The organism is Cryobacterium psychrotolerans (genome assembly GCF_900101115.1).
Classification (GTDB): Bacteria; Actinomycetota; Actinomycetes; order Actinomycetales; family Microbacteriaceae; genus Cryobacterium; species Cryobacterium psychrotolerans.
In genome coordinates this window covers 1-24,035 of record NZ_FNFU01000010.1, presented here as the reverse complement: position 1 = coordinate 24,035, position 24,035 = coordinate 1, and the positions used below count along the sequence as shown (strand labels likewise).

The 24,035-nt window shown below is 68.8% G+C and carries 28 protein-coding genes; 17 read left to right on the top strand and 11 right to left on the bottom strand.

Going from position 1 to position 24,035, the window contains the following annotated elements; translation table 11 throughout:
- Positions 1–2 precede the first annotated feature (2 nt).
- From BLQ39_RS09765 to BLQ39_RS09735, 7 genes are all read right to left on the bottom strand, one after another.
- Entirely contained in the window at positions 3–1,085 is a 1,083-nt protein-coding gene (locus BLQ39_RS09765) for an ABC transporter substrate-binding protein (protein ID WP_092323620.1), read from the bottom strand.
- A complete protein-coding gene (locus BLQ39_RS09760; protein WP_092323619.1) occupies positions 1,082–2,446 on the bottom strand; it encodes a sulfate adenylyltransferase subunit 1 in 1,365 nt (454 codons plus the stop codon). Before BLQ39_RS09760 ends, BLQ39_RS09765 begins: the two co-directional genes overlap by 4 nt.
- A complete protein-coding gene (cysD, locus tag BLQ39_RS09755) occupies positions 2,446–3,405 on the bottom strand; it encodes a sulfate adenylyltransferase subunit CysD (protein WP_092323617.1) in 960 nt (319 codons plus the stop codon). The genes BLQ39_RS09760 and cysD overlap by 1 nt, the downstream gene beginning before the upstream one ends.
- Entirely contained in the window at positions 3,402–4,148 is a 747-nt protein-coding gene (locus tag BLQ39_RS09750) for a phosphoadenylyl-sulfate reductase (RefSeq protein ID WP_241982888.1), read from the bottom strand. Before BLQ39_RS09750 ends, cysD begins: the two co-directional genes overlap by 4 nt.
- A complete protein-coding gene (locus BLQ39_RS09745; protein ID WP_092323614.1) occupies positions 4,145–5,863 on the bottom strand; it encodes a nitrite/sulfite reductase in 1,719 nt (572 codons plus the stop codon). The genes BLQ39_RS09750 and BLQ39_RS09745 overlap by 4 nt, the downstream gene beginning before the upstream one ends.
- Positions 5,864–6,027: 164 nt before the next feature.
- Positions 6,028–6,747, bottom strand: a complete 720-nt coding sequence (locus BLQ39_RS09740; protein WP_092323613.1) for a sirohydrochlorin chelatase — start codon at positions 6,745–6,747, stop codon at positions 6,028–6,030.
- A gap of 60 nt (positions 6,748–6,807) precedes the next feature.
- A complete protein-coding gene (locus BLQ39_RS09735) occupies positions 6,808–8,202 on the bottom strand; it encodes an FAD-binding oxidoreductase (RefSeq protein ID WP_092323611.1) in 1,395 nt (464 codons plus the stop codon).
- Positions 8,203–8,332: 130 nt separating this feature from the next.
- On the opposite strand from BLQ39_RS09735, the gene ftsY reads away from it, so the two are divergent.
- From ftsY to BLQ39_RS09705, 6 genes are all read left to right on the top strand, one after another.
- On the top strand, positions 8,333–9,208 hold the full coding sequence (gene ftsY / locus BLQ39_RS09730) for a signal recognition particle-docking protein FtsY (protein ID WP_092323610.1): 876 nt from the start codon (positions 8,333–8,335) through the stop codon (positions 9,206–9,208).
- Between the two features lie 9 nt (positions 9,209–9,217).
- A complete protein-coding gene (locus BLQ39_RS09725) occupies positions 9,218–9,721 on the top strand; it encodes a DUF2004 domain-containing protein (protein ID WP_092323608.1) in 504 nt (167 codons plus the stop codon).
- Between the two features lie 98 nt (positions 9,722–9,819).
- Positions 9,820–11,394 (top strand): signal recognition particle protein, encoded by a 1,575-nt coding sequence (ffh, locus tag BLQ39_RS09720; protein ID WP_092323607.1) that lies wholly within the window; start codon positions 9,820–9,822, stop codon positions 11,392–11,394.
- A gap of 33 nt (positions 11,395–11,427) precedes the next feature.
- Positions 11,428–11,919 carry an META domain-containing protein gene (locus BLQ39_RS09715; RefSeq protein ID WP_092323605.1) on the top strand — a complete coding sequence of 164 codons (492 nt, stop codon included), beginning with the start codon at positions 11,428–11,430 and terminating at the stop codon, positions 11,917–11,919.
- Between the two features lie 55 nt (positions 11,920–11,974).
- On the top strand, positions 11,975–12,766 hold the full coding sequence (locus BLQ39_RS09710) for an LLM class F420-dependent oxidoreductase (protein ID WP_092323604.1): 792 nt from the start codon (positions 11,975–11,977) through the stop codon (positions 12,764–12,766).
- Positions 12,767–12,814: 48 nt separating this feature from the next.
- Positions 12,815–13,351 (top strand): DUF5655 domain-containing protein, encoded by a 537-nt coding sequence (locus BLQ39_RS09705; protein ID WP_092323602.1) that lies wholly within the window; start codon positions 12,815–12,817, stop codon positions 13,349–13,351.
- 45 nt (positions 13,352–13,396) lie between these two features.
- Here the strand turns inward: BLQ39_RS09705 and BLQ39_RS09700 are convergent, their stop codons facing one another.
- Together BLQ39_RS09700 and BLQ39_RS09695 are read right to left on the bottom strand one after the other, a co-directional pair.
- The gene (locus tag BLQ39_RS09700) at positions 13,397–13,984 is read right to left on the bottom strand and encodes a hypothetical protein (RefSeq protein WP_092323601.1); all 588 of its coding nucleotides are present in this window, start codon (positions 13,982–13,984) and stop codon (positions 13,397–13,399) included.
- Positions 13,985–14,131: 147 nt separating this feature from the next.
- Positions 14,132–15,268, bottom strand: coding sequence for a glutamate--cysteine ligase (locus BLQ39_RS09695; RefSeq protein ID WP_092323599.1), 1,137 nt, complete (start codon positions 15,266–15,268; stop codon positions 14,132–14,134).
- Between the two features lie 233 nt (positions 15,269–15,501).
- Between BLQ39_RS09695 and rpsP the strand changes: the two genes are divergently transcribed.
- Genes rpsP through rimM form a run of 3 tightly spaced genes read left to right on the top strand, consistent with a single transcriptional unit; the run spans position 15,502 to position 16,797 of the window.
- On the top strand, positions 15,502–15,930 hold the full coding sequence (rpsP, locus tag BLQ39_RS09690; protein WP_092323597.1) for a 30S ribosomal protein S16: 429 nt from the start codon (positions 15,502–15,504) through the stop codon (positions 15,928–15,930).
- A 2-nt stretch (positions 15,931–15,932) separates the two neighbouring features.
- A complete protein-coding gene (locus BLQ39_RS09685; protein ID WP_092323596.1) occupies positions 15,933–16,169 on the top strand; it encodes an RNA-binding protein in 237 nt (78 codons plus the stop codon).
- A gap of 1 nt (position 16,170) precedes the next feature.
- On the top strand, positions 16,171–16,797 hold the full coding sequence (rimM, locus tag BLQ39_RS09680) for a ribosome maturation factor RimM (protein WP_092323594.1): 627 nt from the start codon (positions 16,171–16,173) through the stop codon (positions 16,795–16,797).
- A gap of 211 nt (positions 16,798–17,008) precedes the next feature.
- Here rimM and BLQ39_RS09675 read toward each other — a convergent pair whose 3' ends face one another.
- The gene (locus tag BLQ39_RS09675) at positions 17,009–17,386 is read right to left on the bottom strand and encodes an endonuclease domain-containing protein (protein WP_134475269.1); all 378 of its coding nucleotides are present in this window, start codon (positions 17,384–17,386) and stop codon (positions 17,009–17,011) included.
- A 247-nt stretch (positions 17,387–17,633) separates the two neighbouring features.
- Here BLQ39_RS09675 and trmD point away from each other — a divergent pair, with 247 nt between their 5' ends.
- The 7 genes from trmD to BLQ39_RS09640 all read left to right on the top strand — a co-directional run bounded on the left by trmD (position 17,634) and on the right by BLQ39_RS09640 (position 22,798).
- A complete protein-coding gene (gene trmD, locus BLQ39_RS09670) occupies positions 17,634–18,398 on the top strand; it encodes a tRNA (guanosine(37)-N1)-methyltransferase TrmD (RefSeq protein ID WP_092323591.1) in 765 nt (254 codons plus the stop codon).
- Positions 18,399–18,407: 9 nt separating this feature from the next.
- Positions 18,408–18,920, top strand: coding sequence for a hypothetical protein (locus BLQ39_RS09665; protein WP_092323589.1), 513 nt, complete (start codon positions 18,408–18,410; stop codon positions 18,918–18,920).
- 190 nt (positions 18,921–19,110) lie between these two features.
- On the top strand, positions 19,111–19,458 hold the full coding sequence (rplS, locus tag BLQ39_RS09660) for a 50S ribosomal protein L19 (RefSeq protein ID WP_092323588.1): 348 nt from the start codon (positions 19,111–19,113) through the stop codon (positions 19,456–19,458).
- 99 nt (positions 19,459–19,557) lie between these two features.
- Complete coding sequence (gene lepB / locus BLQ39_RS09655; protein ID WP_092323586.1) at positions 19,558–20,307, top strand: signal peptidase I; 750 nt, start codon at positions 19,558–19,560, stop codon at positions 20,305–20,307.
- A gap of 3 nt (positions 20,308–20,310) precedes the next feature.
- Entirely contained in the window at positions 20,311–20,958 is a 648-nt protein-coding gene (rnhB, locus tag BLQ39_RS09650; RefSeq protein WP_422386379.1) for a ribonuclease HII, read from the top strand.
- Positions 20,959–20,970: 12 nt separating this feature from the next.
- Positions 20,971–21,294, top strand: coding sequence for a DUF2469 family protein (locus BLQ39_RS09645; protein ID WP_066596196.1), 324 nt, complete (start codon positions 20,971–20,973; stop codon positions 21,292–21,294).
- A 31-nt stretch (positions 21,295–21,325) separates the two neighbouring features.
- Positions 21,326–22,798 carry a glyceraldehyde-3-phosphate dehydrogenase gene (locus BLQ39_RS09640; protein WP_092323585.1) on the top strand — a complete coding sequence of 491 codons (1,473 nt, stop codon included), beginning with the start codon at positions 21,326–21,328 and terminating at the stop codon, positions 22,796–22,798.
- 13 nt (positions 22,799–22,811) lie between these two features.
- Here BLQ39_RS09640 and BLQ39_RS09635 read toward each other — a convergent pair whose 3' ends face one another.
- Positions 22,812–23,252 (bottom strand): nitroreductase family deazaflavin-dependent oxidoreductase, encoded by a 441-nt coding sequence (locus BLQ39_RS09635; protein ID WP_092323583.1) that lies wholly within the window; start codon positions 23,250–23,252, stop codon positions 22,812–22,814.
- Positions 23,253–23,489: 237 nt separating this feature from the next.
- Here BLQ39_RS09635 and BLQ39_RS09630 point away from each other — a divergent pair.
- The coding region (locus BLQ39_RS09630) for a DUF222 domain-containing protein (RefSeq protein ID WP_143006464.1) at positions 23,490–24,035 on the top strand (546 nt) is incomplete at its 3' end.

Genomic DNA, 24,035 nt, shown 5'->3' with positions numbered 1-24,035 from the left:
GTCTACTCCGCCCCGAGGCCGGCGGCCGAGACCGGGTCGGCGCCGGACTCGGCGAGCACGGCGTTCAGAAGCGACAGGTCGAACAGGCCGTCGAGGTTCCCCTGCTTGGCCGTGCCGGCGTCGACGCCGGCCCGCAGCAGCGTGGGGAACGTCCCGGCGAGCGGATCCGTCGTGAACCGCACCGCGCCGAGCGCGCGTTCGATCACGGCGCCCGGCAGCGGCTTGCCGGTGTCGGCGGCCAGGCGGGCGTTGATGACGGCGCCAGCCTCGTCGGCGTGACCGTCGAGCCAGGCGACGGATGCCGTGTGCCCGGCGAGCAGGGCGCGCACGGTGTCCGGGTGGTCCCGGAGGAAGTCGCTCCCCACGAGCAGCACGGTGGTGGGGAAGGCACCTTCTGGCCAGAGGGACGCCTCGTCGACGAGCACCTCGGCGCCGGCCTCGATCACGAGGCGGGACACCCACGGCTCGGGGAGCCAGGCCCCGTCGATCTCCCCGCTTTGGAACAGGGCGAGGGTCTGGGCGTTCTCGGTCGGGGTGATGCGCACGTCGCCGCCGCCGGTGGTGTCGGTCTCGAAGCCCTCCGTGCCGAGCCAGGCGCGCAGGGCGACGTCCTGGGTGTTGCCGAGCTGCGGGGTCGCCAGGGTCGTGCCGGCCAGATCGGCCGGAGTGTCGATGCCCGGCCGTACCACGAGGGCCGCGCCGCCGCTGGCCGCCCCGGCGACGACGCGCGCCGAGGCGCCCGCGCTCTGCACGAAGGTGTTCACGGCCGGGTTGGGGCCGACGTAGGCGGCGTCGATGGCGCCGGCGCTGAGCGCCTCGATGACCGCCGGGCCGGCGGCGAAGGCCTGGGCGGTCAGTTCGGTGTCGCCGAGGGAGTCCTGGAGGAACCCCTTTTCCAGCCCGACGAGGGCCGGAGCGTGGGTGACGTTGTCGAAGTAGCCGAGCCGGAGTTCGGCGGCAGGGCCGCCGGCCGGGGCATCCGCGGAGGCGCTCGCCGAGCATCCGCTCAGCCCGGCGACCAGCCCGGCGGCCAGCAGCGCGGGGAAGAGCGCGGCCGCAATACCGCGGGGGCCGGCCCGGCTCACGAGGCACCGCCGGCGGCGAGCACGATCCCGGCGGCGAGCGTTGCGCCGTCCTGCGGGTGGATGACGAGGAACGCGCCCGAGCGGCGGTTCTCCGCGTACGTTTCGAGCGGCAGCGCGGAGGCAAGCCGAACCGTGGCCTGGCCGATGTCGTTGACCTCGAGGCGGTCGGCGGTCTCGATCGCGAGGGTGTCGAGGCTGCGGCGTCCGGTGATCTCCGGCACGATGGCCTGGATCGTGGAGGTGCCGAATTTCACCAGCACCCGGGCGCCGGCCGCGAGCGGCCTGGCGTCGAGCCAGAACAGCGCGGCGGTCAGCTCCTTCACCTGCGGGGGCAGGGTGCCGGCCGCGGCGATCACGGCGCCGCGGGCGATGTCGAGGTCGTCCCGCAGCCGCAGCGCCACCGATTGCGGGGCGAAGGCCAGGTCGAGTTCCGCTCCGGCGAAGTCGATGCCGGTGACGACGGTGCTGCCGCCGCCGGGGCTGACGGTGACGGTGTCGCCGACGCGCAGCGTGCCGGATGCGACCTGGCCGGCGTAGGCACGGTAGTCGCGGTACCGGGGGGCGTCTTCCTCGGGCACCACGACGGCGCCCTGCGGGCGGAGGACCAGCTGCACGGGCAGGCGGAAGGCCCGGGTCTCGCTTTCGATTTCGTCGACGAGGGGGAGAGTCTCCAGCAGCTCGAGCAGGCTCGGGCCGTGGTACCACGGGGTGTGCGGGGAGCGGTCGACGACGTTGTCGCCGACCAGGGCCGACACGGGGATGACGTGCACGGCGCCGAGTCCGAGCTCGGCGGTGACGGCGCGCACGTCGGCGGCGACCTCGGTGTACGCGGCCTCGTCGTAGCCCAGCAGGTCGATCTTGTTCACCGCGACGATGACGTGCTGCACGCGGAGCAGGGCCAGCACCGAGAGGTGGCGGCGGGTCTGCTCGAGCACGCCCTTGCGGGCGTCGATGAGCACGACGACCGCGTCGGCGGTGGTCGCGCCGGTGACCATGTTGCGGGTGTACTGCACGTGGCCGGGGCAGTCGGCGAGGATGAACGAGCGGTGGGCGGTGGCGAAGTAGCGGTAGGCGACGTCGATGGTGATGCCCTGTTCCCGCTCGGCGCGGAGGCCGTCGGTGAGCAGGGCGAAGTCGATTCCGCCGGCCGCGCCGCCGAAGCCGCGCTCGGACGAGGTGCGGGTGACCGCGTCGAGCTGGTCGGCGAGGATCGCTTTCGAGTCGTGCAGCAGCCGGCCGACGAGCGTGGATTTGCCGTCGTCGACGGAGCCGGCAGTGGCGAAGCGGAACAGCGTGCCCTGGAGCGGGCTTCCCTGCAGCGCGCTCGGCCACACGGCTTCGGTCAGGAGTGTGTCGGTCATTAGAAGTACCCGTCTCTCTTGCGATCTTCCATGGCGGCCTCGGAGATGCGGTCGTCGGCCCGGGTGGCTCCCCGCTCGGTGAGCGTCGACTGGGCGACCTCCCGCACGACGGCGTGCACGGATGCGGCATCCGATTCCACGGCGCCGGTGCAGCTCATGTCGCCGACCGTGCGGTAGCGCACGGTGCGCCGCGAGACGGTTTCGTGGGCCAGCGGGGCGCTGACCGGCCCGACCGCGCGCCACATGCCGTCGCGCAGGTAGACCTCGCGGTCGTGGGCGTAGTAGAGCGGGGGCAACTCGATGCCTTCGCGTTCGATGTAGCGCCAGACATCCAGTTCGGTCCAGTTACTGATCGGGAAGGCGCGCACGTGCTGGCCGACCGTGTGGCGGCCGTTGTAGAGGTTCCAGAGCTCGGGGCGCTGGTTGCGCGGGTCCCACTGGCCGAACTCGTCGCGGAGCGAGATGATGCGCTCCTTGGCGCGGGCCTTGTCCTCGTCGCGCCGGGCGCCGCCGAAGACGGCGTCGTGCCGGCCGGCCGCGATGGCGTCGAGCAGGGGCACCGTCTGCAGCGGGTTGCGGGTGCCGTCGGCGCGTTCCTGCAGTCGGCCGTCGTCGATGTAGTCCTGCACGCCGGCCACCTCGAGGGTGACGCCGAGCCGGGCGACCGTGGCGTCACGGAACGCGATGACCTCCGGGAAGTTGTGGCCGGTGTCGACGTGCAGCACCGGGAACGGCACGCGGCCGGGCCAGAACGCCTTCGCGGCGAGGTGGAGCATGACGACGGAGTCCTTGCCGCCGGAGAACAGCAGCACCGGGCGCTCGAATTCGGCGACCACCTCGCGGATGATGTGGATCGCCTCGCTCTCGAGCACGTCCAGCTGGGTCAGGCGGTGCGGGCGCGCGGTCGCCGGGGGTGCCGCGGCTGCCGGGGGTGCCGTGGCGATGTCGTGGGCGCTCATAGGTGCAGTCCGCATTCTGTTTTCTCGAGTCCGGCCCAGCGGCCGGAACGGGGGTCTTCGCCGGCGGCGACGGGTTTCGTGCACGGGGCGCAGCCGATGGACGGGAACCCCTGGGCCAGGAGCGGGTTGACGGCCACGCCGTGGGCGGCGGCGTAGTCGATCAGCTCGTCGAAGGTCCAGGCGGCGAGCGGGTTCACTTTGACCAGGCCGTTGCGCTCGTCCCATTCGACGAGACGTGTGCCGGCCCTGGTCGGCGCCTCGTCGCGGCGCACACCGGTGAACCAGAGTTCGTACCCGGCGAGGGTGCGCTGCAGCGGAGCGACCTTGCGCAACGCGCAGCACTGGCCGGGGTCGCGGGCGAAGAGGTCCTTGCCCCAGGCGGCGTCCTGCTCGGCAACGCTCTGCTCCGGCAGCACGTCGACTATGGTGACGCCCGGGGTGCCGGCGACGGTGTCCCTGGTGGCGTGAGTCTCCGGGAAGTGGTAGCCCGTGTCGAGGAACAGCACATCCACGCCCGGCAGCTGCTGCGCGACGAGCTGCGGCAGCACGGCATCCGCCATCGAGCAGGCCACCGCCACGGCGTCGGTCCCGAAGTTGCGGGCGACCCAGGCGATGACCTCGGCGGCGGATGCCTCGCCCAGTTCGATCGCGCCCTGTTCCGACAGAGAACGGAGCTGCTCTACGCTGCGCCGCCCGGCCGCGGGCTGGTTGACATCGGGCTGGTTGACATCGATACGGCTCACTGGAGCGCCTCCTCGTCGGCTCGGTGCGCCCATTGGGCGAAGGTTTCCGTCTCGGCCCGGTCGGCGAGGAAGCGGCGGACGATCCGTTCCACGTAGTCGGCCAGGTCGACGGCGGTCACCTTGAGGCCGCGCACCGTGCGGCCGAGGCCGGCCTCATCGCGGCCGACGGAGGCGAGCCCGCCGCCGAGGTGCACCTGGAACCCGGGCACCTGGCCGCCGGCTCCGTCGGAGAGGAGCTGCCCCTTGAGGCCGATGTCGGCGGTCTGGATGCGGGCGCAGGAGTTGGGGCATCCGTTGACGTGCAGGCTGATCGGCTGCGGCAGGTCGAGGCCGGCGAGGCGTGTCTCCAGTTCGAGCACGGCGTCGGTTGCGGTCTGCTTGGTCTCGACGATCGCAAGCTTGCAGAACTCGATCCCGGTGCACGCAATCGTCGAGCGGCGGAACAGGCTCGGACGGGCGGCCAGGCCGAGCGCGTCGAGCGCCGTGATCAGCGGTTCGACGTCTTCCTCGCTGATGTCGAGGAGCACGAGTTTCTGGTGTGGCGTGGTGCGCAGCCGGCCCGAGCCGTGCCGCTCGAGCAGGTCGGCGAGCCCGGTGAGCATGGTGCCGGAGACGCGCCCGACGAAGGGCGTGACTCCGATGTAGAACTTTCCGTCGTTCTGCTTGTGCACGCCGACGTGGTCGCCCTGCTGCGTCGGGGTGGGCGCGGGCGGGCCGTCGGGCAGTGCCTCGTGGAGGTATTCGTCCTCGAGCACCCTGCGGAACTTCTCCGGTCCCCAGTCGGCGAGCAGGAACTTCAGCCTGGCCTTGTTGCGCAGCCGCCGGTAGCCGTAGTCGCGGAAGATGGAGGCGACGCCGAGCCAGACGTCGGCGACCTTGTCGGGGGAGACGAAGGCGCCCAGGCGCTCGCCGAGGCGGGGGCTGGCTGACAGGCCGCCGCCGACCCAGAGGTCGTAGCCGAGGCCGAGCTCCGGGTGCCGCAGGGCGACAAAGCCGACGTCGTTGATCTCGTGCACGACGTCCTGGCTCGGGTGGCCGGTCAGGGCCGTCTTGAACTTGCGCGGGAGGTTCGCCAGCTCGGGGACGCCGATGTACCTCGCCGTGATCTCGGTGATCGCGTCGGTCGGGTCCAGCAGCTCGTCGACGGCGATGCCGGCAACGGGGGAGCCGAGCACGACGCGGGGCACATCGCCGCAGGCCTCCGTGGTCTGCAGGTCGACGGCTTCGAGGCGGCGCCAGATCTCGGGGACATCTTCGACCCTGATCCAATGCAGCTGGATGTTCTGCCGGTCGGTGAGGTCGGCGGTGTCCCGGCCGAATTCCTCGGATATCTCGCCGATGACCCGCAACTGGGCGGTGGTGAGCTGGCCGCCGTCGATGCGCACACGGAGCATGAAGAACTTGTCCTCGAGCTCATGTGGCTCGAGCGTGGCGGTCTTGCCGCCGTCGATGCCGGGCTTGCGCTGCGTGTACAGCCCCCACCAGCGGAATCGGCCGTGCAGGTCGGTGTCCTCGATCGAGTCGAAGCCCTGCATGGAGTAGACCTGCTCGATCCGCTCCCGTACGCTCAGCCCGCCGTCCTCCTGCTTCCACTTCTCGTTGCCGTTGAGCGGGGCGGTGCCGTCGACCTTCCACTGTCCGTGGGGGCGCGTTGCCGGTCGCGGCGGGCGCGTGGGCGCGGCGCTGGTGATGCTGGGGGTCGGGCTGGGCGACATGGTCTGCTCCTTTTGTATCGGCCAGTCGCGGACGGAAAACGGTGTCCGACAACTGCGCTGGGTACGACGGTAGCCAGCGCCCGAGCCCCCGTCACGCGGGCCGGTCACGGCCGGTCACGCGGGGTAGTGGGGCGTCACACGGGCGCGCGAAGAGACAGCCCGGTCTACTGTGCCGGCGCCCGCGCCGAGCGGTAACGGTCGACCACGACGTCGACGAGCTGCCGAGGAACGGCGGACCCCGGAACCAGCAGAGGTGAGGTGGCGATGCTTGCCCCGGCGCCCTCGACGAGGTCCTGGAAAAAGCCAGGGGCGAGCAGGTAGCTGCTGACCACGATGCGTCGCCCGGGGTTGTCCCGCCGGGCGGCCGCGATCGCGTCGGCCAGCCTCGGCTCCGCGGCGGACAGGAAGCCGAGGCCAACCGGGCGAGCGGATGCCGCCGCGAGGCGCTCGGCGACGACGCGGCAATCCGCGACCGCCCTGGCGTCGCTCGACCCCGCCACGGCGAGCACGACCACGTCCTCGTCCCGGAGGCCGGCCTGCTCCAGCCGGTCCCGCAGCAGCTCGACGATCCGGTCGTCGGGACCGAGGGCGCCGGCCAGCAGCACGGTGCGGTCGGTCACCGCGCGCACCGCCTCGGTGAGGTCGACGTGCACGTGGTAGCCGGCCGACAGCAGCAGGGGAACAACGACCGCCGGCAGTCCGGCCGGAAGCGCGGCCAGGGTTTCCGGCGCATCCGGGTGCTGCACGTCGACGAAGCCGAGCGCGACGGTGAGCAGCGGCTCGGCATCGGCGACCGCGCGCATGAGGGCGGCCACGGCGGCCTGGCCGGCGGGCGAGGAGGTGCCGTGGGCGATGCCGGCGAGCGCGGGGGCGGTGGTCGTCACCCTTCCATTCTGTGGGCCGACGCCCGCGGTGTTACGTCGCGCGTCGTCGGCCGGGCAGAGTCAGCCGGGCAGGCGCCGATTGCTCCGGAACAGGCTGTCCGGGTCGTGGGCGAATTTCACCTTCCCGAGTCGAGCCAGGCTTTCCGGCGGGAGGGCGGCGGAGAGGTCCTGGCCGGGGGAGAGCAGCGTCGGCACCATGCGCCGTTCGGTCATCCCCGTCAGGGCCCGGTCGATGGGTCCGAACACTGCCGCCGGATCGATCCTGCGGCTCGGATCCAGCAGGATCGCGCCGGCGAACACCAGGTATTTCGACTCGAGATGCCCGACGATGCCCGTCGCATCCGGCGCCGGATCGGCTATCGCGCCCCCGAGCGGCCGGAGCTGCACCATGGTGAGCCCGGCGGGCGTCGCCTCCCTGAAGGCCTCGATCAGCGGCGCGAATCCGTCGTCGCCGAGCCCCCTGATCGCCGCGTTCCAGTCCAGGCTCCCGACCGGATCCGAGGGTTCGGCCGCGACCTCGCCCAGGTGCCCGATGTCGAACGGCTGCATGAGGTTGGCGATGACGGGCACGGCGGAGAGCAGCGGGGCCAGGAGCGTACCGGCCGTGTCGGCGTCGCCGACGAAGACGACGTCGACGGTCGCGAAGCTGTGACCGCGCATCGGCTCGGGCACCATCTCCACGTCGGGCATGTTGATCAGCCCGGCGAACATCGTCAGCTCATCCGGTGCCGTGGCCATGATCGCGGCGACCGCGTCGAGCACGGCGCCGGCCGCCTCGATCGGGAACAGGATCTTCCCGCCGAAGAGGGCCGGAGCGGGGTACAGGTCGATTTCGAGGGCCGTGACAATGCCCAGCATTCCGGCCGCGCCCCGCATCGCCCAGAGCAGCTCGGCGTCACCCTCGGCGGAGCCGTGGGCCGAGTCCAACCGGCGGGAGCGCCCGTGCGCCTCGACGAACTCGATGGCGCGGATGGAGTGGGCGGCGAGTCCCTTCCAGCGGCTGAACCAGGAGTGCCCGCCCGAGAGCAGGTACCCGGCGACGGTCACGTCCGGGTTCGTGCCGGCCAGGGCGATCAGGCCCGTTCCCGTCAGGCGCGGCAGCACGGCGCCCCATTTGACGCCGGCACCGATCCGGGCGTAGCGCTCGTCTGCGTTCACCGTCACCTCGTCGAAGGCGGAGGTGCGTACCAGGATGCAGCCGCGCACGTCGCCGCTCGCGCCATGGCCGTTCGGCTGCACGGCGATCTCGAAACGCCCGGCGCGGGCCGCGGCCACAATCTGCCGCAGGCCGTCCACGGTGGCGGGGATGGCGACCGCGGCAGGGTCTTGTTCGACCGCCCGGTTCCACGGCGCCCTGACCGTGTCCCAGTCGGCGTCGCCGGGACGAATGAGTCGCCCGCCCAAGGAGGCGGCGAGGGCGCTCAGGGTGGGATCCATCTCGGTGGTTTGCGACATGGAGGTTCCTTTCGATGGCTGTTCGATGGGTTGTGTTCCCCCTGGTCCAACCGGACCCGAAGCGATTATCGACCCGGCGCCGGGGGGATGCCACCCCCGGATGACCCGGCGCGCGCCCTAGGCTAGGGGCATGGTTGAACGCACCTCCTGGTCACTCTCCGGCGCGCTGCGCGGCATGTTCGCGAAGCCGACGATCGATGAGCAGACCTGGGAGGACCTCGAAGACGCGCTGATCCAGGCGGACTTCGGCCCCGACGTCACCGACGGCATCCTCACCGAACTGCGGGCGAAGGTCGCGAAGTACAACACCACCGACCCGACCGACCTGCAGCGGATGCTCCGCGAGGGCATCGAGGAACGCCTCGCCAGGCTCGACTCCACCCTCACGCTCAGCGCGCGCCCCGCGATCGTGCTGGTGGTCGGCGTCAACGGCGTCGGCAAGACGACGACCATCGGCAAGTTCGCCAAGTTCCTCCGGGGCTACGACCGCAGCGTGCTGATCGGGGCCGCCGACACGTTCCGTGCGGCCGCCGTCGAGCAGCTGGCGACCTGGGCCGAGCGGGCCGGCGCCGACATCGTGCGGCCGCAGGCGCAGGGCCAGGACCCGGCATCCGTCGCCTTCCAGACGGTCGAGAAGGCCATCAAGAACGGCATCGACATCGTGATCATCGATACCGCGGGCCGACTCCAGACCAAGAGCGGGCTGATGGACGAACTCACCAAGATCCGCCGCGTGATCGAGAAGCAGACCCCGATCGCCGAGGTGCTCCTCGTGCTCGACGCCACCACGGGCCAGAACGGCCTTGCCCAGGCCGAGGCGTTCATCGAGCACGCCGGCGTGACCGGGCTCGTGCTCACCAAGCTCGACGGGTCGGCCAAGGGCGGCTTCGTGCTGGCCGTGCAGGAGAAAACGGGCATTCCCATCAAACTCGTCGGCCAGGGTGAGGGCATCAACGACCTCACCGGATTCACGCCGCATGTCTTCGCTAAAAAACTCGTCGGATAGGAACCACTCATGACCATCGAACACGATTTCTTCGGCATTCTCGGCAGCGACGATGAGGGCGAGGTGTACTGGTCGGAGTCCGCGGAACTCGGCGACCAGGCCGTCGAGGTCGACCTCAGCTCCCCGGACGAGGATTCGGTCTCGGTCGAGGCGCTCGACATCGCCGCCGCGATGATCAATTCGCTCGAAGAACTCGACGCCGCGGCCAGGGAGTCGCTCGTCGCCGACCTCAGCTCCGAGAAGAGCCTCACCGCGCACTACATCGAGGCGCACTTCGAGGAGATGGACGCCGAGGCCCTCGACGACGCCATCATCTGGGACTCGGGCGACAAGCAGATCGACTTCCTGCGCTCCCTGCGGCTGCAGCGGGTGGGTTTCCACCCGCACCACAGCGCCAGCGAGGGACACTTCGCCCTGCTCGACTACTCGATCAGCCCCGACGACACAGATTCCCTGATCGTCGTCACGATCGATGTGCACGGCGACACCGTGGCCCTCGCCATCGAAAGCTGACCCCTCCCCGCGAAACCGCACTTGTGCGCGTTATCCGTGCCGAATAAGCGGCACAACTGCAGTCTCGGGTTGACGGCGGCACGTAAACTGGGTTCACAATGGCTACTTTTGGAAACCTCTCAGATCGCCTCGCCGAGACCTTCAAGAATCTCCGCACGAAGGGCAAGCTCTCCGCCGCGGATGTCGACGGCACGGTCCGCGAGATCCGTCGCGCCCTGCTCGAAGCGGATGTCGCGCTCGAGGTCGTCAAGGAGTTCACCGGCAAGGTGCGCGAACGCGCCCTCGGCGACGAGGTCAACAAGGCGCTGAACCCGGCCCAGCAGGTCGTGCAGATCGTCAACGAGGAGCTCGTGCAGATCCTCGGCGGCGAGCAGCGCCGCCTCGAATTCGCCAAGAAGCCGCCCACCATCATCATGCTGGCCGGCCTGCAGGGTGCCGGCAAGACCACGCTCGCGGGCAAGCTCGCGAAGTGGCTGGCCAAAGACGGCCACACGCCCATCCTCGTCGCGGCCGACCTGCAGCGCCCGAACGCGGTCACCCAGCTCGAGGTCGTCGGCGCCCAGGCCGGCGTGCCCGTCTACGCGCCCGAGCCCGGCAACGGCGTGGGTGATCCGGTCCGGGTCGCGCGCGACGGCGTGAAGTTCGCCCAGCAGAAACTGCACGACGTCGTCATCGTGGACACGGCCGGCCGCCTCGGCGTCGACGCCGACATGATGAAGCAGGCCGCGGACATCCGCGCCGCCATCGACCCGGACGAGGTTCTCTTCGTCATCGACGCCATGATCGGGCAGGACGCAGTGAGCACGGCCCGGGCGTTCCAGGCCGGCGTCGACTTCACCGGCGTGGTTCTGACCAAGCTCGACGGCGACGCGCGCGGTGGCGCAGCGCTGTCCATCGCCTCCCTCACCGGCCGGCCGATCATGTTCGCGTCCACGGGCGAGAGCCTCGACGACTTCGAGCCGTTCCACCCCGACCGCATGGCCAGCCGCATCCTCGACCTCGGTGACATCCTCACCCTGATCGAGCAGGCGCAGGGCGCGTTCGACGAGGACGAAGCCCGCAAGATGGCCGAGAAGTTCTCGACCGACACCTTCACCCTCGACGACTTCCTCGGCCAGATGCAGCAGCTGCGCAACATGGGTTCGATCAAGAAGATGATGGGCATGTTGCCGGGCGCCGGCGCCATGAAGGCGCAGCTGGAGAACTTCGACGAGCGCGAGATCGTGCGCACCGAGGCGATCATCCAGTCGATGACGAAGGCCGAGCGGGCCACTCCGAAACTGCTGAACGGATCCCGCCGGCTGCGGATCGCCCGCGGTGCCGGCTCGACCGTCACCGAGGTCAACCAGCTCGTCCAGCGCTTCGAGCAGGCCGCGAAGATGATGAAGACCGTCGCCCGCGGAGGCACGCCGAACATCCCGGGCATGGGCCCGATCCCCGGCGGCAGCTTCGGTGGCGGTCGCGGCAAGCAGCAGCCGAAGAAGAAGGGCTCGAAGTCGGGCAACCCGGCCAGGCGAGCGGCGGAGAACGCGGCCCTGGCGGCCGGCGAGAAGCCGGCCGCCGAGTCGGGCGTTCCGGGCGGCTCGGGCTTCGGGCTGGGCGGCGGGGCGCAGAAGCCCGGCGGTCCGAGCGAAGAAGAAATGGCCGCCCTGCAGAAGATGCTCGGGCGGTAGGCTCACACCACTCATCTAGCGGGGAGGCAGCGGATGCGCACGCGCAACACACGTCTCGTTCTCATCCTTGGCGCGTTGGCCCTCACCGCCGCCGTCCTTGCGGTCGCCCTCCTGGCCGGGTGCGCAACCGGCGCCGGGCCGTCCGGCGACCGGCCTTCCGGGCCGCCCAGCAGCGCCCCGGCCGGCCCCGCCCCGGAGGACCTGGTCGGAACCTGGGTCGTCGACGCGACCTTCCAGGTGCAGACCCAGCCGTTCCTGACGATCGCCGCCGATGGCACCTGGGCCGGCTCCGACGGCTGCAACGGCGTGCGGGGCACCTGGGAGCTCGAATCCGGCGGCGCCATCACGACGACTGCAGGGCCGCACACCCTCATCTACTGCGACGGCAAAGATCTGCCCACCCTCTTCGCCGACGCGAAGACGGTGGCCGTCGACGGCGACACGCTGACCCTGATGGATGCCGCCGGCGAGGTGACGGCGACCCTCGTCGCCGGCCGCGAGCAACGGCTGAAACCGCAGGCGTAGTCTGGCCCGCATGAGCCCAGCCCGCATGAGCCCAGCCCGCATGAGCCCAGCCCGCATGAGCCCAGCACCCGTCCTGCCGGTGCGCCTCGGCGTGCAGGTCGCCCAGCAACACGGCACCATCGGCACGATCAGGGACACGGTGGCGGAGATCGAAGCCCTCGGGGTCGACGTCGTCTTCGACTGGGACCACTTCTTCCCGCTGACCGGCGATCCGAACGGCCTGCACTTCGAGTCGTGGACGTTGCTGGCGGCGTGGGCCGAGCAGACCTCGACCATCCAGCTCGGCGCCCTGGTGAACTGCAACAGCTACCGCAACCCCGACCTGCAGGCCGACATGGCCCGCACGATCGACCAGATCAGCGGCGGGCGCTTCATCTTCGGCACGGGATCGGGCTGGTTCGAGCGCGACTACGACGAGTACGGCTACGAGTTCGGCACGGTGGGGACCCGCCTGGATGCCCTCGAGGCGGCCCTGCCGCGGATCGAGGCCCGATGGGCGAAGCTGAACCCCCCGCCGCTCCGCGACATCCCCGTGCTGATCGGCGGCGGAGGCGAGAAGAAGACGCTGCGCATCGTCGCCAGGCACGCCGACATCTGGCATTCCTTCTCGAACCCGCAGGTGCTCGAGCACAAGCTGGGCGTGCTGGCCGGCTGGTGCGACGCCGTCGGCCGCGACATCGCCGAGATCGAGATCTCCACCGAGCTGCGCCGGCGCAGCGTCGACGAGGCCGACGAGCTGTACGCCCTCGGCACGCGGCTGTTCACGATCGGGGTGTCCGGCCCGCGCTACGACCTCGCGCCCGTGGTCGACTGGCTCGCCTGGCGCGACAGCAAGAACGCGCTCTGATCGGTGAGCCCCTTCCGCCATGCGGCCGGATGCGATTGACTCGGCACCATGGATCCCGGAACGCAATCGATGATCAACAGTCTTGCGGTGAACACCGGCCATTCCCTCGAGGAGTGGTTCGTGGTGCTGGAGGCGACCGGGCTTGGCAAACACACCGACCTGATGAACCATCTCAAGCGGGAGCACGGGCTGGGCCATGGCTTCGCGAACAGCATCGTGCTGCTCTTCCGCGCCCGGGACACAGACCAGGGCGACGACGCCCTCGTCGCAGCCCAGTACACGGGACCGAAGGCAGCCCTCCGCCCGACCTACGACGCGCTCGTCGCGGCCGTGTCCGGCTTCGGCCCCGACGTCGAGATCGCACCGAAGAAGGCGACCGTGTCGCTGCGCCGGTCGAAGCAGTTCGCGCTGATCGAGCCGGGCAGCAAGAGACTGCAGGTCGGCATCAACCTCACGGGCACCCCTCCGACCGAACGGCTGCTCGAAGCCGGCGGCATGTGCACCCACAAGGTCTGGGTGACGGCCCAGGACGAGATCGACGACGAACTGATCGGCTGGCTGCGGGCGGCCTACGACCGGGCGTAGGTAACAGCGGGCCGTCACGCACGATGACTGCCGTGCGCTCTGCCGTCACCCGATCACGAGAAAATAGACGGCAGCCGCCACCCCGACTGCAACGAAGGTGGGCGACACCAACACGTTCACGAGCGGCCGTTTTGACGTGTCCCACGCGGTATAGACGCCGGAAAGCGAGCAGCCCATCCCCACGATGGCAGCCGCCCACACGACGACAAGACCGAACTCGAGCGTGGCACCCGATGCGTCGGCGGCCGCAAAAAAGGGGTAGGCGGTCGGCACAATCACAATCGCCCCGGCCCCCGCAAGGAGCAGGGTCTGCACGACGGTGATCAGGGCCAGGCTCACCGGCCTCCTCCGGGCGACGGTCAGATGCCTGCCCCGCAGCCACACGGACCACGGAACGAAGACAACCGTCAGCACGGCTATGCCCAGTCCACCGACGAGCGCGCCCAGCCCGGTGAGAAACGCGTAGGAACGACCGTCCGAGTCTGTGAAAAAGTCCAGCACGAGCAGTGTCCCGCCGCCCGTATCTCGCTGAAGAACGAAGATGTCCCAGCCACTCAGCGTCTCGCCCCTGGCCGCGCCCAGCCACGGCAGAAATGACGCCCCCATCACCGCGACGCCGCAGATGACCGCCACCAGGCCCGTGATCAGCGCACGGCGTTTCCAGTGCGTGGCAACTGCGGGGGGATGGAGAACGGGAGCCTCAGATATCGCAATCCAATTCCGGCCTCGTCGTCGGTGCGGTACCGGAACCATAGTGCCGGCATCGCGCCGGCAGCCCTCTTAGAGCGCGAGCCCGGTCCGGAGTTCCCGGCTGAGCGCCGCGACCACGGCCGGCAGGCTTCCCCCGTGCGCCTCCGCGACCTCGAGCTGGCGCTGGTAGCTGGCGCCGTGGCTCAGGATCAGGTTCAACTGGAGCAACTCCGGCAGGCAGCCCAGACGTTCGGCGACGGGGGAGAGCACGTCGATGAGCCTGCGGATGTCCTCGGTGACCGGCCGTTCCGCTCCGGCAGCATCGAGGATGACCCGGGCGCCCAGCCCGTACCGGGCCGCCCGCCACTTGTTCTCCCGCACGAACCACGGCGGCATCGTCGGCACGTCCTCGCCGGCGTCCAGGGCCGTCGACATCCATTCGACCAGGCAGTGGATCAGGGCGGCGATGGCCCCGAGCTCCTGCTGCGTCGACACTCCGTCGCAGACCCGCACCTCGATCGTGCCCCAGCGCGCTGACGGCCGGATGTCCCAGCGCACCTCCGTCGCATCCTCGATGATGCCCGTGACGGTCATATCGTCGACGTAGCGCTCCCACGCCTCCCAGTCGGGCAGCATCCACGGCTGGCCGGCGGTGGGCAGCTGCTGGAACATGAGGGCGCGGTTGGAAGCGTAGCCGGTGTCGACTCCCGCCCAGAACGGGCTGGACGCCGACAGGGCCTGCAGGTGCGGGATGTAGGTGAGCATGCCGTTCAGGATCGGCATGACCTTGGCCCGGTCTTCTATCCCCACGTGCACGTGGATGCCCCAGATCATCATGTTGCGGCCCCACCACTGGGTGCGGTCGATCAGGCGGTGGTAGCGGGGTTTGTCGGTGATCTCCTGCTCGTACCACTGGCTGAACGGATGCGAGCCGCTGCAGATGACGCCCACGCCGCGCGGCTCGGTCACGGCGCGCACCTCGTCCAGCTGGGCGACGACATCCGCGACCGCCCCGGCGACGTTCGTGTGCACGCCGGAGACGAGTTCGATCGTGTTCAGCAGGAGTTCGCCGGTGATCTGCGGGTGCGGGGACCCGTCGTCGGCGCGGAGAGCGTCGAGCACCTCGGCGGCGAGGGGGACCAGGTCGCCGGTCGCGTTGTCGACGAGCGCGACTTCCCACTCGATGCCCACGGACGACCGAGCCGAGGGGGCGAATTCCATTCCCATGTGCGCTCCTCTGCTGGTGCCGGCAGCAGCTCGAGGAGCCGCGTCTGCGAACAATCCTGACACCGCGAGATCCGATTATCACAAACGGGGGGATGTCTGACAGAATGGTTAGTCGAGTTCTCTTGCCGTCCGACCCTCTAATCAGACGCAGGAAAACCATATTGAGCTTGCTCCGAGTGTGCCCCCACGCTCACGGCTGTCAGTTCGCCAAACATCACTAACACAGGAGAATTGTGGCTGTCAAAATCCGTCTGAAGCGCATGGGCAAGATCCGTGCACCGTACTACCGCATCGTTGTCGCCGACTCGCGCACCAAGCGCGATGGCCGCGTCATCGAAGAGATCGGCATCTACCACCCCACGCAGGAGCCCTCCGTCATCGAGGTCAAGTCCGAGCGTGCGCAGTACTGGCTCGGCGTCGGCGCACAGCCGACCGAGCAGGTTGCCGCTCTCCTCAAGCTGACCGGCGACTGGGGCATCTTCAAGGGCGACAAGAACGCCAAGAGCACCGTCAAGATCAAGGAGCCGAAGGTTCCTTTCGTCGCCGACGAGAAGAAGAAGCCCGTTCTCAAGCCGAAGGCCGAGAAGCCCGTCGTCAAGGAAGAGGCTCCCGCAGCCGAAACGACCGAGGCTGACGCCGAGGCCACCGAGGACAAGGCGTAATCTTGCTCGCTCCCGCGCTGGCGCACCTCGTCAAGGGGATCGTTGATCACCCGGACGATGTGCACGTTGTTGCAAAGAACTCACCCCGTGGCGATGTTCTCGAGGTTCGTGTGAACCCCGAGGACCTCGGCCGGGTGATCGGTCGCGCCGGTCGCACCGCCAAGGCATTGCGCACCCTCGTGGCCGCGCTGGCCGACGGCAAGCGCGTTCGTGTCGACGTCGTTGACACTGATTTCTAACGTGAGCGACTCCACGCCGCAGCGCACCCAGCTACGCGTGGGGCGCCTGACGAAGGCCCATGGCCTCAAGGGCGCAATCAAGCTGGAACTGTTCACGGATGACCCGGGGCGACGTTTCGTCCCGGGCGCCGTGTTCACCCTCCAGGTGCCGACCAGCTCCCCCTGGCACGGCAAGACTCTCGAACTCGTCGAGCTGCGCTGGTACAACCAGCACGCCGTCGGGTTCTTCAAGGATGTTCCCGACCGCGAAGCGGCGGAAACCCTGGCCAAGGCGATCCTCTGGATCGACCAGGACTCGGCCGAGCAGTCGGACGAGGAAGACGCCTGGTACGACCACCAGCTGGTCGGGCTCGCCGTCGTCCGCGACGGCATCCAGGTCGGCACGTTGGCCCGGCTCGAGCACCTGCCCGCGCAGGACCTGCTCATCGTCAAGACGCCGGCCGGTGAGGTCATGGTGCCGTTCGTCAAGGCGATCGTGCCGTCCGTCGACGTCAAGGCCGGCATCATCACCATCACCCCGCCTCCCGGACTCTTCGAGGAGATCCCCGAGGAGCCCGAAGCCCCCGCGGAAACGCTGCCCGAAGCGGATGCCGCCGCATCCGCCCCAGAAGCGCCTCCCGCCCCGTAACACCCCGCGAAACTGCAGTTGTGCGCGTCATTCGCGCCTTTTATCGCGCACAACTGCGGTTTCGCGGGAGGGCGGAATACTCTTAATCCCCAGCCCTGGCCGCTCGCGTCGCTCGACGGGGTCTGCGTGCCGCCACAGCTTGGAGTTATCGCCCGAGTACTGCGGCGGCCGGATCAACGGCGCGCCCAGTCGGTGATTGGCCGCAGGACGCTCAGTCGAGCGTCACGGCCAACCCCGCGGCCCGATGGAGGGGCTGCCAGCGGTGCTCTTGTCTCCGAACGATGGCCAGAAGTGCCCGTTCGACCGACGCCCAATCCTGCATGACCCGTCGGTGGGTCACCCGAACGACGATGTAGCCCAGTTCGACCAGCGCAAGATCGCGCGCGCGGTCCCGCTCGTATGCCTGTGGGTTGTCGTGGTGCCTCTGGCTGTCCAGTTCCACGACGAGACGGTCACCGACAAGAAGGTCCAGCCAACCGATCCCGGGGACATGCACCTGGCAGCGGACTGTCACGTTGTGTGCCCTAAGCCCCAGCCGCGTGAGTGTTTCCAGGCCGGACCCGCAGCCCGAGTCGACGAGGTCCATCATCCACTCGTGCGAGTCGGGCAGTCGGGCCAGCGCCGTCGAGAGACGGTCTGCCGAGAGTAACCCCCGGTTCGTCGGTTTCGTCCCACGCGTCGCGCCGACTCGCCGACAGCGCGGCCCGACGACCCCCCGGCCGAGCTCACCCGTAACATCCCGCGAAACTGCAGTTGTGCGCGTCATTCGCCCGTCTTAGCGCGCACAACTGCGGTTTCGCGGAAGGGCGGAAGGGCGGATCGGTAGACTCGCAGCCATGCGCATCGACATTGTCACGATCTTTCCCGAGTTCTTCGGGGTGCTCGACATTTCGCTGCTGGGCAAGGCCCGCCAGACCGGCCTGATCGACCTGCGCGTGCACGACCTGCGCGATTCCACCCACGATCGGCACCGCACCGTCGACGACACCCCGTACGGCGGCGGCGCCGGCATGGTCATGAAGCCGGAGCCCTGGGGTGAGGCGCTTGACGGCATCCTCGCCGACACGGGCGCCGCGACCAACGCCGTGCCCGCCGAGGTGGCGGATGCCGCAACCGGCCCGGTGCTCATCTTCCCGTCGCCCGCGGGAGAGCAGTTCACCCAGGCCACCGCCCGTGAACTCGCCGAGGAGCCGAACCTGATCTTCGGCTGCGGGCGCTACGAGGGCATCGACCAGCGCGTCTTCGACCATTTCGCCAGTCGCGGCCGGGTGCGGCTAATCAGCCTCGGCGACTACGTGCTCAACGGGGGAGAGGTCGCGGTCATGGCCATGGTCGAGGCGATCGGCCGCCTCATTCCCGGCGTCGTGGGAAACCCGGAAAGCCTCGTCGAGGAGTCGCACGAGGACGGGCTGCTCGAATACCCCAGCTATACCAAGCCGGCGCTCTGGCGCGGGCTCGACGTGCCGCCGGTGCTGCGCAGCGGCAACCATGGGGCCGTCGCCGCCTGGCGCCGGGAGCAGCAGCTCGAGCGCACCGCACGGGTGCGTCCCGACCTTCTGCCCCCAGCGAACTCCGAGGAAATCGACGGCGGGCAGGGATAATCTGGTCCTGTGATCGTTCGCAGGATCTTCTACTACTGGCAGTTCATCGCCATCGGCGCGCTTCCCGTGTGGCTGCTCGTCGGTTCGTCGATCTTCGGCGCCGGCGCCTGGGAAGTGCTCGGGGTGATCATCGGCGCGATCGCGCTCGGCGTCGCCCTGCTCGCCGTCGCGCTGCTCGTCTACGCCCGCGCTGAGGTGCGGGAGACCAGGGCCGTCTCCTGGCCGGACGTCGGCGTCTTCGGCCTGTGGCACGCGCTCGTCATCGGGCTCGTGTTCAACGCGGCGGATGCGCCGGGGGTGTGGCTGCTGGCCGTCCTGGCCGGCATCGCGGCATTCTGGTTCGCGCTCTGGGAGTTGTTCGACGCCGCTCGGCGTCGTGTGCGCCAGGTCATCGAGTTCATCGACTCCACGTCCGGACCCCTGGTCACCGAGACCACGATCCTCGGCACCACCAACCTCGGGCCAACCCGTCCTGTCGACCCCAACGTGATCGTCATCCCGGAGAAGCCCACGAACCCCTGAGCGCCCGCTTTGCTGTCCGGCCCGGTTTCGTGACAGAATAGGCGTTTGTGCCGCGGTAAACCTCTGCCACAGGGGAGATTCGCCGTGTGCGGCACACATTGACTTATCGGTTGCTGAGGCGACGCGCGGACCGCGTGTGGCGAAGCATTATTCGTAGTCGACCTGTGGCGGGTACAGAGAGCGAAAAACCATGCATATTCTCGACCAGGTGGATGCCCCGTCACTGCGGAAAGACATCCCCGCCTTCCGGGCCGGCGACACCGTCAAGGTCCACGTCAACATCGTTGAAGGCACCCGCTCGCGCGTCCAGGTCTTCCAGGGCGTCGTTATCGGCCGCTCCGGTGAAGGCGTTCGCGAAACCTTCTGCGTTCGCAAGGTGAGCTTCCAGGTCGGCGTCGAGCGTACCTTCCCGGTGCACTCTCCCGTCATCGACCACATCGAGGTCGTCACCCGCGGCGCCGTGCGCCGCGCGAAGCTGTACTACCTGCGCAACCTCCGTGGCAAGAAGGCCAAGATCAAGGAAAAGCGCTTCAACTAATTCCGCGTCTGCTCCCGCTTCACAGCGGATTCGCAGGCCCCCGGGAATTCGTCCCTGAGCTCCTCACCCCTAAACTGGGTGCGGAGCTCAGGCGGTTTAATGACAGAAAACACTCTGCCCACGCGATCAGATCGCCTGGAATCAGAGACGCGGCGCAAGAAGCGCGGCGTCGGACTATTCCTTCGCGACCTCGTAATCATTTTCGTGGTCGCGCTGCTCATCTCGTTCATGATCAAGACCTTCCTGATCCGCTCGTTCTACATCCCCTCCGGTTCGATGGAGCAGACGCTGCTGCTGAACGACCGGATCATCGTGAACCAGCTCCAGCCCGGGATGTTCCCGGTCGAACACGGCGACGTCGTCGTGTTCCGCGATCCGGGCGGATGGCTGCCGCCGCAGCTGCCGGTGGAACAGAACGCCATCGTGGCCGGGATCGACTGGATCCTGTCCGTCGTCGGACTGTCGGCTCCCGACAGCAACGACCATCTCATCAAGCGCGTGATCGGACTGCCGGGCGACCACGTCGTCTGCTGCAACGCCCTCGGCCAGATGAGCGTGAATGGCGTTCCGCTTTCTGAGGAACCGTACGTGTCTCTTCCGCCCGGGGAAACCGAGGTGTCCAAGGATGACTTCGACGTCGTCGTTCCTGCGGACTCCCTGTGGGTCATGGGCGACAACCGCTACAACTCCAAGGATTCCCGGTACAACGGCACCACCCCCGGCAAGGGGTTCGTGCCGATGGACAACGTCGTCGGCCGCGCCTTCGTGATCAGCTGGCCTCTGAACCGCTGGGGCTGGCTGGATGACTACCCGGCCGTGTTCAGCGGGGTCGACGAGGCGCGCGATTAGGTGATGATGGCCGTCGTCGAGCCCGACCTCGAGACCGAACTCGCTCTCCTGGCCGGGGGAGCGAACTGTGTGATCGGCTGCGACGAGGTCGGGCGCGGCGCCCTGGCCGGGCCGGTGGCCGTGGGATTCGCCGTGATCAACGCAACCGTCGGCCCCTTCCCGGTGGGCTTGCGCGACTCGAAACTGCTCAGCGAACCGCGGCGCCTGGTGCTCGCCCCGCTGGCCGCAGCCTGGGCGCTGCACTCCGCCGTCGGGCTCGCCACCGCCCAGGAGGTCGACAGCCTGGGGATCATGGCGGCCCTGGGGCTCGCCGGCAAACGGGCCCTCACCGAGTTGTTCGCCGTCGGGGTCGACATTTCCGGCAGCGTCGTACTCCTGGACGGCGCTGACGACTGGCTGAACAAGGCGCTGAAGACGCCCCTGACCGTGGTCACCCGGGTACGGGCCGACCAGGATTGCGGATCGGTTGCCGCGGCATCCGTGATCGCGAAGGTGCACCGCGACGCCCTGATGATCACGGCGGATGCCGTGCACCCCGGCTACGGCTGGGCAACGAACAAGGGCTACGGCAGCGCGCAGCACATGGGCGCGATAGTCGAGCTGGGGCCCAACGACCTGCACCGCAAGTCCTGGCTCAAGATCTCAGCGTAGGATTGAGTCACCATGGAAGAAGACGAGTTCGAGGACTACGACCGCGAAGTCGAGTTGGCCCTGTATCGCGAATACCGGGATGTCGTTGGACAGTTCCAATACGTCGTCGAGACCGAGAGGCGCTTCTATCTGGCCAACGAGGTTGAACTCGTTCGCCGTGACACGGAGCACGACTTCTATTTCGAGCTGACCATGAAGGATGTGTGGGTGTGGGATGTCTACCGCTCAGACCGCTTCGTGAAGTCGGTTCGCGTGCTGACCTTCAAGGACGTCAACGTGGAAGAACTCGCATCCAAGGAATTTGAGCTTCCCAAGGAGCTCGCGCTCGACGAGTAGCACCACCCGTTCACCGACCAGAAGGCTGTTCTTGACTCACGCATCTGACCGCGCCCGCGAAACCTGGATCAACAGGGAGGCACTGGCCGAAGCGATGATTCCCCTCATCGGCCGGCTGTACCGGGACAACCACGTCGTCACCTCGGTGCACGGCCGCAGCCTGGTCAACCAGTCGGTCGTCGGCCTGCTCAAGGCCCACCGCTTCGCCCGTCAGGTCGACGATGTCGAACTGCCGCTCGAGGAGACCCTGCCGCTGCTCCAGGCGCTCTGCACCCTCGGACTGGGCGCCGCCTCGATCGACCTGGCCCGGCTCAGCGCCGCCTGGAAGCGCGACGGTGCCGGCCGCACGCTCGACGAATTCCTCCGCGAGGAACTGGCCGAGGTCGTCGACCGGTGGGGACAGGGCGACAGCACGAGCACCGACGTCGTGCTCTACGGCTTCGGCCGAATCGGCCGCCTGCTCGCCCGCATCCTGATCGAACACGCCGGCGGCGGCCAGGGTCTGCGGCTTCGGGCCATCGTCGTGCGCAGGGGCTCGGACGACGACATCATCAAGCGTGCCAGCCTGCTGCGTCGCGACTCCGTGCACGGCCCGTTCGAGGGCACGATCTCGGTCGACACGACCAACAACACGATCCTCGCCAACGGCACGCTGATCCAGGTCATCTACTCGGGCGACCCGGCCAGCATCGACTACACGGCCTACGGCATCCACGACGCCATCGTCGTCGACAACACCGGCCGCTGGCGTGACGCGGAGGGCCTCTCCCAGCACCTCGCCTGCCCCGGAGTCGCACGGGTGCTGCTCACCGCGCCCGGCAAGGGCGAGCTCAAGAACATCGTGCACGGCATCAACCACTCCGCGATCACCGACGACGACGCCATCGTCACGGCGGCGTCCTGCACCACGAACGCGATCACGCCGGTGCTCAAGGCCGTCATGGACCGGTACGGCATCGTCGACGGCCACGTCGAGACCGTGCACTCGTTCACGAACGACCAGAACCTCATCGACAACTTCCACTCCGGCGAACGACGGGGCCGCTCGGCCGCCCTGAACATGGTGCTCACCGAGACCGGCGCGGCGAAGGCCGTCGCCAAGGCGCTGCCCGAACTGGCCGGCAAGCTCACCGGAAACGCCATCCGAGTGCCGACGCCCGACGTGTCGATGGCGATCCTGAACCTCAACCTGGTCAACGGCACGACGAAGGACGAGCTGAACGATTACCTGCGCACGATGTCGCTGAACTCGACCCTGCACAAGCAGATCGACTTCATCGACTCGCCCGAGGTGGTTTCCACCGACTTCCTCGGCTCTCGCCGGGCCGGCATCGTCGACGGGCTGGCCACGATCGTCACCGCCAAAAAGGCCATCCTCTACGTCTGGTACGACAACGAGTTCGGCTACAGCTGCCAGGTCATCCGGGTGCTCGAAGAGATGGCCGGGGTCAACCCGCCGGCCTTCCCGCGGGTGCGCGCGGTGGAGCTCCTGCCGACCGTGTAGTCAGCTTCGTCGGTTAGCGCGGTTCGCAGATCACCACGGGGATGTCCCGCGTCGTCCTGCGCTGGTAGTCCGCGTAGCCGCGGTAGGCGGCGACGATCTTCGGCCACAGCTCGGCCTTCTCCGCGGCGGTGGCGGTGCGGGCCCGCATGGGCGTTGTCGCGCCGTCAACCGTGAGTTCGACATCCGGATTGGCGACGAGGTTCAGGTACCACATGGGGTTACGGTCCCCGCCACCCTTGGAGGCGACCAGGACGTAGCGTCCCTCGCCGTGCACGGGTGCCGTGAGCATCGTCGACCGGTGATGGCCGGTCGCGCGCCCGATCGTGTGAAGTTCGACGGCCGGCATCGTGCCGATCGACCGCAGGAGCCGGCCGCCGGACAGCTTCAGCAGGGCCCGATGCCCGCCGCTCATCGCCCGCATCATCAGGTCGGTCAGGTTGTTGCGAAGGCTCATCTGACCAGCCTACGAGGCTCTGGGGTCGCCGCCTTCGAATGTCGGTGGTCGGGTATTGACTGTTCTCATGGACCTCATCACTGAGTACCTGACTTACCCGGACAATGAGTTCGGGGATGGCAAGCCCGGGGACGGCAGGCCCGAGGGCAGCGAGCCCGGCCGGCCCGGCGACGGGACCATGGCCGAACTGGTGGATGTCGTCGCTGCGACCGATCGGATGCTCGCGGCGGTCTCGGCATGCGGGCCGACGCGATCGACCAGTTGCGGGTGCGAAGCGAGCGGGAGGCGGCGACACGGGCGCCGGGTCCGTTCGCGTCGAGCCCGTTCAGCACGGACGCGGCGAAGATGGCCCGGCGGTCGCTGGTGGCCGAGCTGGCCTGTGCGCTGCGGGTCCCCGAGGGCAGCGCGGAACGGCTCCTGGTCGAGAGCGAGTCCCTCGTGCACGACCTCGCGGCCACCCGCACGGCCCTGCAGCAGGGCGAGATCAGCTACCGGCACGCGAAAGCACTCATGGACCACGTCTGGTCCCTGCCCAAAGACGCCCGGGCCGGGTTCGAATCGGCTCTGCTGCCCGATGCCCGGAAACTCACCGTCGCGAAGTTCGACGGCACCGCCCGCAGAGCAAGGGAGAAGGCTCACCCCGACACGATCACCACCCGGCACGCGAAGTGCATCACCGACCGGCAGGTGCAGCTCGTGCCGGCCCGGGACGGCATGGCCTGGTTGAACGCGTACCTCTCCGCGGCCGACGCGAACTCGGTGTACGAGCGGATCAGCGGCGCC

What these genes read in the sequence shown, in the direction of transcription:
- rplS (WP_092323588.1), top strand. Translation starts at nt 19,111, where the DNA reads ATGCATATTCTCGACCAGGTGGATGCCCCGTCACTGCGGAAAGACATC.
- BLQ39_RS09735 (WP_092323611.1), bottom strand. Translation starts at nt 8,202, where the DNA reads ATGTCGCAAACCACCGAGATGGATCCCACCCTGAGCGCCCTCGCCGCC.
- BLQ39_RS09705 (WP_092323602.1), top strand. Translation starts at nt 12,815, where the DNA reads ATGGATCCCGGAACGCAATCGATGATCAACAGTCTTGCGGTGAACACC.
- BLQ39_RS09695 (WP_092323599.1), bottom strand. Translation starts at nt 15,268, where the DNA reads ATGGGAATGGAATTCGCCCCCTCGGCTCGGTCGTCCGTGGGCATCGAG.
- cysD (WP_092323617.1), bottom strand. Translation starts at nt 3,405, where the DNA reads ATGAGCGCCCACGACATCGCCACGGCACCCCCGGCAGCCGCGGCACCC.
- BLQ39_RS09745 (WP_092323614.1), bottom strand. Translation starts at nt 5,863, where the DNA reads ATGTCGCCCAGCCCGACCCCCAGCATCACCAGCGCCGCGCCCACGCGC.
- BLQ39_RS09715 (WP_092323605.1), top strand. Translation starts at nt 11,428, where the DNA reads ATGCGCACGCGCAACACACGTCTCGTTCTCATCCTTGGCGCGTTGGCC.
- BLQ39_RS09645 (WP_066596196.1), top strand. Translation starts at nt 20,971, where the DNA reads ATGGAAGAAGACGAGTTCGAGGACTACGACCGCGAAGTCGAGTTGGCC.
- rnhB (WP_422386379.1), top strand. Translation starts at nt 20,311, where the DNA reads ATGATGGCCGTCGTCGAGCCCGACCTCGAGACCGAACTCGCTCTCCTG.
- BLQ39_RS09635 (WP_092323583.1), bottom strand. Translation starts at nt 23,252, where the DNA reads ATGAGCCTTCGCAACAACCTGACCGACCTGATGATGCGGGCGATGAGC.
- ftsY (WP_092323610.1), top strand. Translation starts at nt 8,333, where the DNA reads ATGGTTGAACGCACCTCCTGGTCACTCTCCGGCGCGCTGCGCGGCATG.
- lepB (WP_092323586.1), top strand. Translation starts at nt 19,558, where the DNA reads ATGACAGAAAACACTCTGCCCACGCGATCAGATCGCCTGGAATCAGAG.
- BLQ39_RS09760 (WP_092323619.1), bottom strand. Translation starts at nt 2,446, where the DNA reads ATGACCGACACACTCCTGACCGAAGCCGTGTGGCCGAGCGCGCTGCAG.
- BLQ39_RS09710 (WP_092323604.1), top strand. Translation starts at nt 11,975, where the DNA reads ATGAGCCCAGCACCCGTCCTGCCGGTGCGCCTCGGCGTGCAGGTCGCC.
- ffh (WP_092323607.1), top strand. Translation starts at nt 9,820, where the DNA reads ATGGCTACTTTTGGAAACCTCTCAGATCGCCTCGCCGAGACCTTCAAG.
- BLQ39_RS09725 (WP_092323608.1), top strand. Translation starts at nt 9,218, where the DNA reads ATGACCATCGAACACGATTTCTTCGGCATTCTCGGCAGCGACGATGAG.
- trmD (WP_092323591.1), top strand. Translation starts at nt 17,634, where the DNA reads ATGCGCATCGACATTGTCACGATCTTTCCCGAGTTCTTCGGGGTGCTC.
- BLQ39_RS09675 (WP_134475269.1), bottom strand. Translation starts at nt 17,386, where the DNA reads ATGATGGACCTCGTCGACTCGGGCTGCGGGTCCGGCCTGGAAACACTC.